The following is an 11,669-nucleotide window of genomic DNA, read 5'->3' as shown; positions in this document are numbered from 1 at the left end:
ATTAATCATTTGCCCAAAGAGCCGAACGGAACGCCGAGCGTGTATTCCAGATCAAGCATCTTCGTAATAAGCGTATATTCCTGCTGCGCAAGATCCGTACGCGCGTTCAAAAGCGAATCCGCCGCAGTCTGCAGCGTAAGTAAATCTCGCGAACCGTGAGTGTATGCGTCTTTCGTCATATTGTACGACTTTTGCGCCAAGCCGACATTTGCCTGAAGCGATGCGATCTGCGACTGTATCTGCCGTATCTGTTTGACGCTGTTATCGATTTGCACCGCAAGCGTCGTACGGCTGTTTTCGAGTGTAAGTTCCGCCGTCTTCAGACTGTCCGCTGCCGAAGCAACGGAATCGGCTCCCTTCGACCACGGAAGGTATCCGTCGAGCGGAATCGAAACGCCGACCGAAAACGCATTCGTCGTCGAAAAATCATCCGCGATATTCGTCTTCGATTTGCCGTACGTCCATCCCGCGCTCAGCGTCGGCCCCCACGCGGCAAATCTCCGCGCGAGCAATGCCGCTTGCGCAATCTTTACGCTGTTTTTTCCGGTGCGAATCACAGGCGTATCTTCCGCATCGACTTCGACACTTATATCGCCGAAAGAACAAGCGGCGGCGAGAGAACCGGAAAGCGCGAGTTCGGCTGACTGATCGAGACCGAGCATCTGTTTGAATGATGCCGAATCGTTGGCAAAGGTTATCTCGGCGGATTCGAGTACCGGCTTCAACCGTTCGTATTTTACTTGGCTCGTCAGCATATCGAGTTCCGAAAGCTGACCGCTTTTGTATTTTTTCATATTTTGCTCGTACTGCCGGCCGGCGGTTTCGAGATTGCGCCTCTGCAGTTCGATATATTCAAGCTCGTACAGGAGATGATAAAACGCGCTGCGAACTTTGAGTTCGATCGAGCGCAGAGCTTCGTCGTAGGTAAGCAGTCCGTTTTCGTAATTGAGAGCGGCGGTTTTTACGGACGAATAGAGGGACGGGGAAAGCGCAAAGTTGAGAGAGCCTTGAATCGATAAATTGTAATCGTATTGACGCGCATCACCCGCAGCGGGAAAAAGCATATTGGCGCTGACGGACGCGCTCGGACTCACGCCGTTCCACGAATGATTTTTTGCACGTTTGAGTGCGTCGAGCGTGATTTTATCTTTTTTCACGGAGATATTGTTTTCGATCGCGTATTGCACCGCGCTGTCCACCGTCAGCTCTTCGGCAGATACAGCACCGGCAAGAAGAGATGCACAGAAAATCACTGCTGCCGTTTTTTTCAAAGTCATACCGCCATCCTCTACAGCTTTATTATAAATTAAACTATAACAAGGTTACAAGCGGATTGCAAAAACAAATCGTTATTCTGAAATAAAAAATTGTTATTCGTGCGGAGGGTTTAATACCTCGACGCCGCTTGAAGCTTCGCTGCGAGGCTGCGCCAGGGTTGTTGATTTTCACTGAAAATTAATAAGAGCCGCATCGCGTTTATACATCGTATTTATGCAGTTGCGCAATCGGGCGAATACCGCTAGTATTTCAAACATGATTGAACTTTCAAGCAAGCAGAGAAAAATCCTTGAAAAATATGCACAGCCCCTGCAAAGCGTCGTCATCGTCGGACAAAACGGCGTTACCGAAGCGGTCGAAAAAATGACCGACTCCGCGCTCGCCGCTCACGAACTTATTAAAATCAGCTTCAACGAATTCAAAGACGAAAAACGGGACCTCGCCGCTTCATTGTCAAAAGCGTGCTCCGCCGTTCTCGTGCGCGTCATCGGCAACAAAGCGATTTTGTACCGCCCTGCAGAAAAAGCGGACGAAAGAAAATACGAAAAAGCGCTCGAAAAAGCGAAAGCGAAGCAAAGCATCTGAAAACATCGTCAAGCGATACGGCGCTCCCATTTTCAAGGTTTATCATTCTGTTGATATACGAAACGACGGGAAAATTTCGAAAAAAACGAGCCTATTTCTTATACATTTCTTTAAAAACCGCGTAATTTATCACTTTATCGGCGATATATAGATCAGCGGCTTCCTTGCCGCACTATCTCAATAACCGAAGGTGCAGCTATGGAATATACCCATAAACCCGTCGACGAACTCTCCTTTACCGACGACTTTATGTTCGGCACGGTCATGAAAAACAAAGCGATTTGTAAGGGCGTCATCGAACGGCTCCTGCATATCAAAGTAGGTAAAATCGAATATCCATCCCTACAAAAAACGATTGCTCCCTTTTACGAAAGTAAGGGTATACGTCTCGACGTCTATGTCTCAGATCCCGAGCGCGTATTCGATATAGAAATACAAACATCGATCCCGCCTTCTCTTCCCAAACGCACTCGCTATTACCAAAGCCTTATGGATGTCGATAACCTCTTGAGAGGACAAAGCTATGCCGAACTGAAAGAGAGCTACGTCATCTTTATCTGTACGCAGGATCCCTTCGGCAAAGGCTTACCCGTCTACGAGTTCCGCAACGTATGTACCGCCGACGGCACGCTTTTTCTTGATGACAAATCGTATAAAGTGTTTTATAATGTGGGTGCCTACGGTAAAGAAGATGAGCCTGAATTGAGCGCCTTATTGAAGTATCTTTGCGAGAGGCGGGCGACGAGCGGTTTTACGCAGCACATCGATGCGCTTGTCGAAAAAGCGAAACGGAACGAAAAGTTCAGGAGCTGGTATATGTCGTTGAATATTTGGAAAGATGATTTATTAAGAGAGGGTTCACAGCTGGGTGAAAAGATCGGTTTTGAACGGGGAATACGCAAAGGCAGAAGAGACGGACTTTTACAAGGTCGACGTGACGGCATCGCCGCGGGGTCGTATCAAAAAGCACGAGAAACGGCAAAGCTGATGGCTGAACGCAAGTACCCGCTCTCTGAGATTCTCCTTATGACCGGTCTCTCGGAAGCGGAAATCGAAAAACTGTAATATTATTTATTTTCCAAGCTCGCCGCTCGATTTATTAATTATTCTTTTTCGACGGGGCGGTATATTTTGTTTCCGCCGCGGCCGCCTAAACCAGAACCTTTCATTTCAAAATCGTCGTCGAGGTAAGCGATCAAATCCGACAGCTTTTTAAATCCGAAATCGCGCGTGTCGAAACCGGGGTTTTGCCGCTTAAACAGCGAACCCGCCGCAGCGACGGGCGCCCAGCCGGTATCGTCGGCGTACTTTTCGTACGCGTTTGTAAGCAGCTTGTAAATCTGACGAAACTGCTTGTCGGTCATCGTGTCGCCGTCCGCGTTGACGCCGACCGTAGCGCCGGCGGCAGCCGTTCCCCCTGCGGGAGCCGCTCGCTTTACTTTTGCACGCCGCTTGTGTGCGGCATCGACTTTTTCCGGCAGCGACGAATCTTCGACGCCGTGCAAATTTTCTATATAGATAAATTCGTCGCACGCGTTTACGAACGACACCGGCGTTTTCTTTTCGCCGACGCCGAACACATACTCCTGTGATTCACGAAGGCGCGATGCGAGTTTCGTAAAATCGCTGTCGGAGGAAACGAGCACAAACGTATCGTATTTTTCGGTATAAAGCAAATCCATCGCGTCGATGATCATCGCCGAATCGCTCGAGTTTTTTCCCTGCGTATAGCTGAACTGCTGTATCGGCAAAACGGCGTTTTCATTTAAAACGGTTTTCCAGGCGCGCAGCTTGTCGCTCGAAAAGTCGCCGTATGCGCGCTTGGTGATGACGTGTCCGTGCACCGCCATTTCTTCGAGGATGGCCGGCAATTTATTGTGCGGAATATTTTCCGCGTCTATGAGCACTGCGATCTTTTTTTGTTCGTCTATATCTACCATGACAACGAGTATAGCATATTTTCCGTCGATTGTAAGTACGGCTGCGCTGACGGAAAATATGTACGATAAAAACAGCTGTATTTTGCAGCCGCTTCGTTTGCGGCACTCGGCCTATTTCCGCACGGTCATATCGGCGTCGATCAAAAGCGTGTGCGTAAATCCGTCTTCTTCATACGTGTAAAATGTCCCCTGCACGGTGATGTTCGTATTCGGTTCGGGATAATCGGCGGGATACGCATGTTCTCCGCGCAATCGGAATTCGATTCCCTGTGCGCAGCACGCGGTCGCATCCATAATGATACACGCAAAGGTATACGTACCTTTTTTTTCATCGGGATACACGTAAAACATACCGTTCATTTTTACGGTTTTGCCGACGTAATTTTCCGGCTCGACCATCATATTGAACACTTCGGCATACACCATCGTCGCGCTCAAGCGCGTCAAATCGACGACTCCCGTGTTTCGTTTTTGAGAAAAGAGCGCATTTTTAATCTGAGCCGGCAAAGCTTTTGCACAGCCTGAGAGCATCCCGACGGCAAGCAAAACGCATAATTTTATTCGTATGGAGGGTTCAATATACCGGCGTACCGCGGCGAGTCTGTTTATTAATTTTTTCATTACGCACATCTCCGCTTCAGATTTTCGATACAGGAAAAAACAATGAATACTATAATGTGACCGGCGACGATTGTCGAGCCGACGGGAGTTCCGGCGACGATCGAAATCGCAAGCCCGAAAAATGCACAGCCGACCGACAGCAGCACCGAACAGATCGTAACGGCTTTAAAGCTTTTAAAAACCCGCATAGCCGACAGAGCGGGAAAGATGATGAGCGCGGAGATGAGCAAAGAACCGACGAGATTCATCGCGAGCACGATAACGATCGCGGTAACGACTGCGATGAGCAAATTGTATACGCCCGCCCGAGTGCCGACCGCGCGCGCAAAACTTTCGTCGAAGGTAACGGCAAAAATCTTTTGATAAAACAGCATGAACAGCGCAACGACGATAACCGACAGCACGACGCATACGATCACTTCCGATTTTGTCAGCGTTAAAATCGATGTCGAACCGAAGAGCGTGCTGCATACGTCGCCGGTCAAATTTGCCGACGTCGAAAATATATTCATCAAGAGATAGCCGATCGCAAGTGCGCCGACGGAAACCATAGCGATCGCGGCATCGCCTTTTATCTTCGTGTTTTGTCCGGTGCGCAGCAAAAGAATCGCGCAGAGGACGGTTACCGGCAGCATAAGGAGCATATTATTTGAAAAGCGCAAAACGGTTGCAACGGCCATCGCACCGAAAGCGACGTGGGAAAGCCCGTCTCCGATAAACGAAAAGCGCTTGAGCACGAGGGTTACGCCGAGCAGCGACGAACACAGTGCGATCAAAATGCCGACGATAAACGCATAGCGTACAAAAGGATAACCTACGTAAAATGAAATCTCTTCTATGATGCCGTTCATCGCATTTCGCTCCTTGATTCCGGCGGCAAACCGCCCGCTCCGTTTTGCACGAACGCTTCCTTCGTTTGAAACGTCGCTCGCTCTCCCCCTATGTGCAGGATATGCGTCGCATAACGCAAGGCAGAAGGGATATCATGCGAAATCATAATGATCGTAACGCCGTCGTCGTGCAATTCCTGTATCAATCGATACATATCTTCCGTCGCATTCGGATCGAGTCCCGATACCGGTTCGTCCAAAAGCAAAAGTTTTTGGGTAGCGCAAAATGCCCGCGCAAGCAACACGCGCTGCTGCTGCCCGCCCGAAAGATCGCGGTACGAGCGGCCTGCAAAACGCGCGATGCCCATTCGTTCCATACTTTCTAATGCGAGGCGCTTTTCCGCTTTGTTGTAAAACGGGCGCATACCGCACCTTCCCTGACAGCCGGAAAGAACGATCTCATACACGGACGCGGGGAAGTCCCGCTGCACGAGCGTCTGCTGCGGCAAGTAGCCTATTTCATTTCGCTTCAAACCGTCGCCCGTTACAATCGTACCGCTTGAAGGAGCGTGAAGTCCGAGCAGCGTTTTTATCAATGTCGTTTTGCCCGAACCGTTTTCCCCGACAACGCAGAGGTAATCGCCTGAGTTTACGGAAAAAGTGATATCGCGCACGATCACATTCGCATCGTATTTCAGCGATACGTTTTGACAAGCGAGCAATGCCATACAGCCTCCAAAAACGCGCGTTTGCAAATGCAAAACGCCCCGCAGACGGAACGCACCCGCAGGGCATTCCGCCTGAAGCGCTTTACTGCAGCGCCGATTTCAACACGTCGGCGTTTTTCGTCATAATCGAAAGATAGGTGACGCCTTTTTTGACATCATTCGACGTCGTCGACTGCATCGAATCGAGCGTTAAAATCTTTTGATTTTTCGCTTTCGTATTTTTAATAATCGTCTTGGCAATTTTTCCGTCCGACTTTTCGATCGTCAGCACGGCGGGAATACCCAGCTCATCGACTTTTTTTGCGAGAAATAAAATCGTTTTAAAACTCGCTTCCGTTTCCGCAGAACAGCCGACAAAGGCCGCATAATACGAAAGACCGTAATCGTCTACGAGATAGCGGAACGGAAAACGGTCGCCGAAGAGAACCGTTTTTTTCGACGCCGCATCGACGATCTTTTGATACTGCGCATCGAGCGATGAAAGTTTTGCATTGTAAGCGGCGGCGTTTGCACGATAGGTTTGCGCATTTTTCGGATCGATTTCCGCAATCTTTTCGGCTATCGTATTGCACAAAATTTTTGCATTTTTCACGGACAGCCAAATGTGCTCGTCGTATTCCGGCCCCTCTTCATCTTCGTGTTCACCGTGTTCGTGATGGTGTTCGCCGGCACTTTCGTGTTCGTGATGATGCTCGCCCGCGCTTTCATGATCGTGATCGTGTTCGCCTTCCATGCCTTCGACCACTTCCTCTTCCTTCGCCGCATCTCCGAGCGAATCGAGGAGTTTCAGCACGACGCTGTTTTTATTTTTGATCTCTTTGCACGCATCATCCATCCACCCTTCGGATTCGCCGCCGACATAAACGAAGAGATTGCATTCGGCGATCTTCGCGACATCGGCAACCGCCGGCTGATAGCTGTGCAGATCGACACCGTTGTCGAGCAGCAGTGTGAGATCGATTTTCGCCGCGCTGTTTTTCGTTATTTCGCGGACCCAATCGTATACGGGGAAAATATCGGTAACGATTTTTACCGTACCGTCCGACGCATTTTTTTTAGCGGGCGCGCCAACAGCGACGCCTGCAACGAGCGCCGCAAAAATCAATGCAGACGCGATCTTAATAATATTTTTTTTCATAATAATTTTATAACCTCTTTCAAATTGTTTTTCTTTCTACAAAACCGCACGATCGACAAGCGAGTGCGGCATATCGATTAAAAGTCCTTGTCAATTATTTAATTTAATCTTTTGCGAGACGAGCGTCAAACAAAATGCCGAGACATAAAAATATATTGCCGCTTCCACCCGCTCATACGAGGGAGCAGCGACATATGCAGTTTCGGCCAAATAAATTTTCAGCTGCAATAAATTGTTTTTTACCGAACGGATACACGCGCACACGGGGCAATCCTCTCCGCTGCAAACGTGAACGCTTTCGTGAACGATGTACCCGACGGAAACGATCGTTATTAAAAACAATACCGCATAGGCGAATACCGCCCGATTATTTTGCGCCGCAGTCTGCGCATATACACAATTCGATTTTCGCATACGTTTACCTGCAGCGCGCGCGCTTCCGCCCCGAACACTCGCCGCAGGTTCCGTAGAGCACCGTTCTGTGCGAATCGATTTCAAATCCGTGCGAGCTCAACAGGTGGCTTTGCATCGCCGACAATTTCGAGCAGCGCACATGGATGAGTTTGCCGCAGTCTTTACACTTGCAGTGAAAATACGGTTCCGTGCCGCGCTTTTTTTTGCCGCCGGTATATTCGAAACAGGCGGGACTGTTGGCGTCGATGATGTATTTGTTGACGATGCCTTCTGCTACCATGTGTTCGAGCTGGCGGTATACCGTCGCCGTACCGATCGCCTTGCCGTGCGATTTGAAATACGAACAGACCGCATGCACCGTAATGTGCGTACCTTTCATCGATTCCAAAAACGCGAGCAGTTCTTCGTGTTGTTTTGTTTTGTACTGACTTTTCGTATTCATACGCGGAATTCGCTAAAATGAGAACGATTCTCATTTTAGCGAATTCCGCGAGATGCTGTCAAGGAGCGGGAAAAAATTATCGGGGACACGTGATATTTTCGTATGAAAAATTGGAGTGCGATATGATCGCCGAATTAAATCTACAGATTTTTTACCCGCCTCGAAATTTTGTTAAATAAAATGCTGTACCGAATGGTGCTCTATCATGTGCGTTTTTACACCGACGATATAGCTTCCGAACATCGCGCTCAAAACGTCGAAGGCTGCGGCAAACGAACAGAGAATCGGCGCAACGGGGCGCAAAAGGAGATAGCCCGTTTCAAAGCCGCGTCCGTAGAGCGTACACAGCACCGTAAGCGCGATAAAGGGACCGCCTGAAGGAAGCCCGCCGAGCAAAAACGATAAGCCGATCGACATGCAGTAAATCCACAGGATATTACTTACGGGAATTCTCTGATATGCGTACGACCGCCAGATGACAACGAAGCCCACCGTCACGATGAGCGCCGCTCCGCCGCGCGCAAAAATCGAAAAGAGCGGATACGCGATGCCGTTGATCCTGCGCCTGATGCCGAGGCTTTCTTTACCCGCTCTCATATTGATCGGCAGCACGAAGTTCGTATCGCCGCTGAAAAATGCGGTGATGATCGAACACAGACTTGCATAGAGTACGCGGTACGGATGCGGATCGTGACAAATATAATGCAAGAGCACGGGGTAGATGCCGCCCGCAACGAGTATGAATATGCCGAACAGGAGGAGGATGAGCGGAACGAAGGTGCCGCCTGCGACGATCGTGCGGAATTGTATCGCCCAGCTGCACATGACGGCTATCATGCCGATAGAAAGGATTTCGGTAAAGAGGGTTACGATATTGTAGCAGAGTTTTGAAAGTGCATCGGTGATCGTTATGATCGGACGGAACGCCGCCTGATCACCGGTACACGCCCCGCCTGAAAAACACGCGAATAAAAAAGCCGGAAATAAAAACGTACCGTTTATGAGCGTTTCGAATGCGGATGAAGGAAAGAGCGCGCGTATCAAATCGTTTATGTTGAGCGAAACGGGTGCGGCGGCTTTATCCGCAGTGATGGGGATGCGCGGTAGGCGGATCGCCAAAATCGCGACGAGGCCGATAAAAGTCAAAAGCAATACCGAAGCGATCGTTACGCCGGCCGTCCACATGCCGGTTTTTAAAATCATTTTCGATTCGCGCAGTTTGTTGACTGCCGTCATCGCGGTAAAAAAAACGAGCGGTACGACGATATATCTGCCGAAGCGGACGATCACTTCCGTAATAAAAGCGAGCGCGGAAGATGCGGCTTCCGAAGCCGCAGGCACGGCAAACGAAAGCGCGATGCCGAGCAGCGCTCCGATCAAATATTTGAGCCAAAGTTTCATAGTGCCAGTATAGCACAGCGCCCGCACTTCGTACAATCGCACGCACGCCGTACGTTTCGTTCCGGCCTACGCCCGCGTGGAGCGCCGCGAAGCGTTCCCGCCGCAAGCGGAAGCGGCGGCGGGAATGAGGGTTACCGAAGCGCGGAAGGCGGGATGGCAAAACGGTGCCGTCCGAACCGAAACCCGAATGACGACTTTTTATTTGCACGGGACTATGTTATAGTAGTGTGTATGGAAAAAACAATTTTGATTGCGGGAAAAGATTTGCCCTACGGCGGAGACTTTGCCGACGGTATGGCGCTCGCAGGATACAATGTCGTCGTGACGGGCAATCCCGAAAGCGACAGCGCTTCCGTCACGGCAGGCGATATCGTCATCGCGTCATGGAACAGACCCTCGTCCGTGTCCGCCCGTTCCCTCGTGTTGCAGGCGGAAAACGCATTTACCGTTATCGACGAAACGGTGCTCTATTTCGACGCCGTCGTGTATGCGCAGCAGTTTACGGCGCTTTCACCCGAAGAATGCACGCGCGCGATCGACACGATGATTTCGGGCTATTGCTATGTGACGATGGAAATTTTAAACCGCATCGAACAGCGCAAAGCAAACGGCAAACTCATATATATCGTGCGTCATCATCCGAACATGGCCGATGTCATACGCTCGTCGGCGCTTCGAAGCAGTACCGCGTCCGCCGCAGGCCCCTTTGTCGCCGGCGCCGAAGCCGCCTTTACCGCCTTTGCCGAAAATATCGCAGCTTATGCCGGAGACAAGCAAAACGTTTCGGTCATACTCGTTTCATGCGACGCCCAAAACGATACGGCCGAAAAGGACGGCTCTCTCGCATCGTGGCTCGCCGATTACCTCACTTCCCTCGACGGGATAAAAAAGCGCAGTGCAAAACAGTCGCTTTCTTGGATAAAAGCCGGATCGAAGGCGCCGGGTTCTCTGGGACAAAATCTGCTTTCACGCTTTCGATAACGCAGGCGGAGTTCTGTCATACAAATGCGCGAGCCGTCATACCGGTACGACCTATCGGCGCTCAACGCTTTGTAGGATATGTTTTCGGTCGGAACCATAAAACACCCGTCTTCTTTATGTGTCTGTTGATCAAAACGGTGAAAGCCGGGCGGATAAATATGCGGGACACACGAAAGCGAGGATGAAATGGCGACGAACAGGAAAATAAACGTACAAGGAACTGAAATTATGATTATCGGCGATAGAGGAAAGGAAACTCTTATTCCGAAAGAGGTAAGCAAAGAACATAGAACGCTATGGATTATCTGAACCACCTCTACGGCAGAGACATAAAAGCCGTAAAAAAATTACAACACGGAACAGTGCACACCGTCAAAACGCCGAACGGAATGTGCTATGTTACATCGTACCGTATCTTTCCCGGTGTAAACGTTATGTTTAACGATATCCACACCGACACATTGGCTTCACCTGTCACATCGGCTCTACCCAATAATAATATCAAACAGTACGAACTGAACCATTGCAGAGAAGGCGCATTTGAATCGATATTAAAAGACGGTATAAAGGTCAATATGGCTGCAGGCGACTTTGCAATCAATCCTTTAGAAAACTGTTCGCAGCATTCGCATTTTCCGATACGGCATTATCACGGTATTACCGTTTATATTATTCCGTCGGAATTAGAAGAAGAAGCCCGCATCTTGCAGCAGTATTTTTGTATCGATTATGGAAACATTTTAGAACACCTGTGCGGAAACGGGACGCTTTTTTTAAAAAGAGCAACACCCGAACTTGATCATATATTTCACGAGATGTATCACGTACCGGAGGAAATTGCCGTTCCGTATTTAAAAGTAAAAATACAGGAATTGTTTTTGTATTTAAGTACCTTGAAAAACGGCATCGATTTTGCCGACCGTGAACATGCGCAAAAAAACAATAAAGAAATTATCAAACGCCTCCATCAATTTATCATAAAAAATTCAAATAAAAACTACAGTTATGCGCAGCTTTCCGCCGTCTTTCACATTAAAACGACAACGATGAAGACCTGCTATAAATCGGTGTATGGAACAACCATCCATGAAACGGTCAAACAAATGCGGCTTCAAAAAGCGATCGATCTGCTTAAAAACTCTTCCGCCGGTATTACGGAAATCGCTTTGGAAATAGGCTACTCAAGCCACGCAAAATTTTCGGAAGCATTTAAGCAAGCCTATAATCTGTGTCCGAGCGAATATAAAAAAATAATCCGGCACGAATAAAACTGTTCGCCTTATTCGGGACAATTTGTCCGATTCGGAAAGA

At 49.1% G+C, this 11,669-nt stretch carries 13 protein-coding genes; 4 read left to right on the top strand and 9 right to left on the bottom strand.

The window, feature by feature from the left end:
* Positions 1-5: 5 nt before the first annotated feature.
* Positions 6-1,277 carry a TolC family protein gene (locus H9I36_RS04555; protein ID WP_187384194.1) on the bottom strand — a complete coding sequence of 424 codons (1,272 nt, stop codon included), beginning with the start codon at positions 1,275-1,277 and terminating at the stop codon, positions 6-8.
* Between the two features lie 256 nt (positions 1,278-1,533).
* Between H9I36_RS04555 and H9I36_RS04550 the strand changes: the two genes are divergently transcribed.
* Both H9I36_RS04550 and H9I36_RS04545 read left to right on the top strand, forming a co-directional pair.
* The gene (locus tag H9I36_RS04550; protein ID WP_187384193.1) at positions 1,534-1,863 is read left to right on the top strand and encodes a YhbY family RNA-binding protein; all 330 of its coding nucleotides are present in this window, start codon (positions 1,534-1,536) and stop codon (positions 1,861-1,863) included.
* A 198-nt stretch (positions 1,864-2,061) separates the two neighbouring features.
* On the top strand, positions 2,062-2,928 hold the full coding sequence (locus H9I36_RS04545) for an Rpn family recombination-promoting nuclease/putative transposase (protein ID WP_187384192.1): 867 nt from the start codon (positions 2,062-2,064) through the stop codon (positions 2,926-2,928).
* 38 nt (positions 2,929-2,966) lie between these two features.
* Here the strand turns inward: H9I36_RS04545 and H9I36_RS04540 are convergent, their stop codons facing one another.
* The 8 genes from H9I36_RS04540 to H9I36_RS04505 form a co-directional block, all read right to left on the bottom strand.
* A complete protein-coding gene (locus tag H9I36_RS04540) occupies positions 2,967-3,803 on the bottom strand; it encodes an NYN domain-containing protein (protein ID WP_187384191.1) in 837 nt (278 codons plus the stop codon).
* 111 nt (positions 3,804-3,914) lie between these two features.
* Positions 3,915-4,424 carry a hypothetical protein gene (locus tag H9I36_RS04535; RefSeq protein WP_187384190.1) on the bottom strand — a complete coding sequence of 170 codons (510 nt, stop codon included), beginning with the start codon at positions 4,422-4,424 and terminating at the stop codon, positions 3,915-3,917.
* Positions 4,424-5,275 (bottom strand): metal ABC transporter permease, encoded by an 852-nt coding sequence (locus H9I36_RS04530; protein WP_187384189.1) that lies wholly within the window; start codon positions 5,273-5,275, stop codon positions 4,424-4,426. The genes H9I36_RS04535 and H9I36_RS04530 overlap by 1 nt, the downstream gene beginning before the upstream one ends.
* Positions 5,272-5,982 (bottom strand): metal ABC transporter ATP-binding protein, encoded by a 711-nt coding sequence (locus H9I36_RS04525; RefSeq protein WP_187384188.1) that lies wholly within the window; start codon positions 5,980-5,982, stop codon positions 5,272-5,274. Before H9I36_RS04525 ends, H9I36_RS04530 begins: the two co-directional genes overlap by 4 nt.
* A gap of 82 nt (positions 5,983-6,064) precedes the next feature.
* Complete coding sequence (locus H9I36_RS04520) at positions 6,065-7,120, bottom strand: metal ABC transporter substrate-binding protein (RefSeq protein ID WP_187384187.1); 1,056 nt, start codon at positions 7,118-7,120, stop codon at positions 6,065-6,067.
* Positions 7,121-7,210: 90 nt separating this feature from the next.
* The gene (locus H9I36_RS04515) at positions 7,211-7,534 is read right to left on the bottom strand and encodes a hypothetical protein (protein WP_187384186.1); all 324 of its coding nucleotides are present in this window, start codon (positions 7,532-7,534) and stop codon (positions 7,211-7,213) included.
* A gap of 4 nt (positions 7,535-7,538) precedes the next feature.
* Positions 7,539-7,976, bottom strand: coding sequence for a Fur family transcriptional regulator (locus H9I36_RS04510; protein ID WP_187384185.1), 438 nt, complete (start codon positions 7,974-7,976; stop codon positions 7,539-7,541).
* A gap of 171 nt (positions 7,977-8,147) precedes the next feature.
* Entirely contained in the window at positions 8,148-9,377 is a 1,230-nt protein-coding gene (locus tag H9I36_RS04505; RefSeq protein WP_187384184.1) for a dicarboxylate/amino acid:cation symporter, read from the bottom strand.
* Positions 9,378-9,608: 231 nt separating this feature from the next.
* Between H9I36_RS04505 and H9I36_RS04500 the strand changes: the two genes are divergently transcribed.
* Both H9I36_RS04500 and H9I36_RS04495 read left to right on the top strand, forming a co-directional pair.
* Complete coding sequence (locus tag H9I36_RS04500; protein WP_187384183.1) at positions 9,609-10,358, top strand: hypothetical protein; 750 nt, start codon at positions 9,609-9,611, stop codon at positions 10,356-10,358.
* 296 nt (positions 10,359-10,654) lie between these two features.
* Positions 10,655-11,626 (top strand): helix-turn-helix domain-containing protein, encoded by a 972-nt coding sequence (locus H9I36_RS04495; protein ID WP_187384182.1) that lies wholly within the window; start codon positions 10,655-10,657, stop codon positions 11,624-11,626.
* The last annotated feature ends 43 nt before the right edge of the window (positions 11,627-11,669 follow it).

The organism is Treponema sp. Marseille-Q4130 (assembly GCF_014334325.1).
Lineage (GTDB): Bacteria > Spirochaetota > Spirochaetia > Treponematales > Treponemataceae > Treponema_D.
The sequence above is the reverse complement of the archived record's forward strand: the minus strand, read 5'-3'. Positions and strand labels throughout refer to the sequence as shown.

What these genes read in the sequence shown, in the direction of transcription:
- H9I36_RS04555 (WP_187384194.1), bottom strand. Translation starts at nt 1,277, where the DNA reads ATGACTTTGAAAAAAACGGCAGCAGTGATTTTCTGTGCATCTCTTCTT.
- H9I36_RS04550 (WP_187384193.1), top strand. Translation starts at nt 1,534, where the DNA reads ATGATTGAACTTTCAAGCAAGCAGAGAAAAATCCTTGAAAAATATGCA.
- H9I36_RS04545 (WP_187384192.1), top strand. Translation starts at nt 2,062, where the DNA reads ATGGAATATACCCATAAACCCGTCGACGAACTCTCCTTTACCGACGAC.
- H9I36_RS04540 (WP_187384191.1), bottom strand. Translation starts at nt 3,803, where the DNA reads ATGGTAGATATAGACGAACAAAAAAAGATCGCAGTGCTCATAGACGCG.
- H9I36_RS04535 (WP_187384190.1), bottom strand. Translation starts at nt 4,424, where the DNA reads ATGAAAAAATTAATAAACAGACTCGCCGCGGTACGCCGGTATATTGAA.
- H9I36_RS04530 (WP_187384189.1), bottom strand. Translation starts at nt 5,275, where the DNA reads ATGAACGGCATCATAGAAGAGATTTCATTTTACGTAGGTTATCCTTTT.
- H9I36_RS04525 (WP_187384188.1), bottom strand. Translation starts at nt 5,982, where the DNA reads ATGGCATTGCTCGCTTGTCAAAACGTATCGCTGAAATACGATGCGAAT.
- H9I36_RS04520 (WP_187384187.1), bottom strand. Translation starts at nt 7,120, where the DNA reads ATGAAAAAAAATATTATTAAGATCGCGTCTGCATTGATTTTTGCGGCG.
- H9I36_RS04515 (WP_187384186.1), bottom strand. Translation starts at nt 7,534, where the DNA reads ATGCGAAAATCGAATTGTGTATATGCGCAGACTGCGGCGCAAAATAAT.
- H9I36_RS04510 (WP_187384185.1), bottom strand. Translation starts at nt 7,976, where the DNA reads ATGAATACGAAAAGTCAGTACAAAACAAAACAACACGAAGAACTGCTC.
- H9I36_RS04505 (WP_187384184.1), bottom strand. Translation starts at nt 9,377, where the DNA reads ATGAAACTTTGGCTCAAATATTTGATCGGAGCGCTGCTCGGCATCGCG.
- H9I36_RS04500 (WP_187384183.1), top strand. Translation starts at nt 9,609, where the DNA reads ATGGAAAAAACAATTTTGATTGCGGGAAAAGATTTGCCCTACGGCGGA.
- H9I36_RS04495 (WP_187384182.1), top strand. Translation starts at nt 10,655, where the DNA reads ATGGATTATCTGAACCACCTCTACGGCAGAGACATAAAAGCCGTAAAA.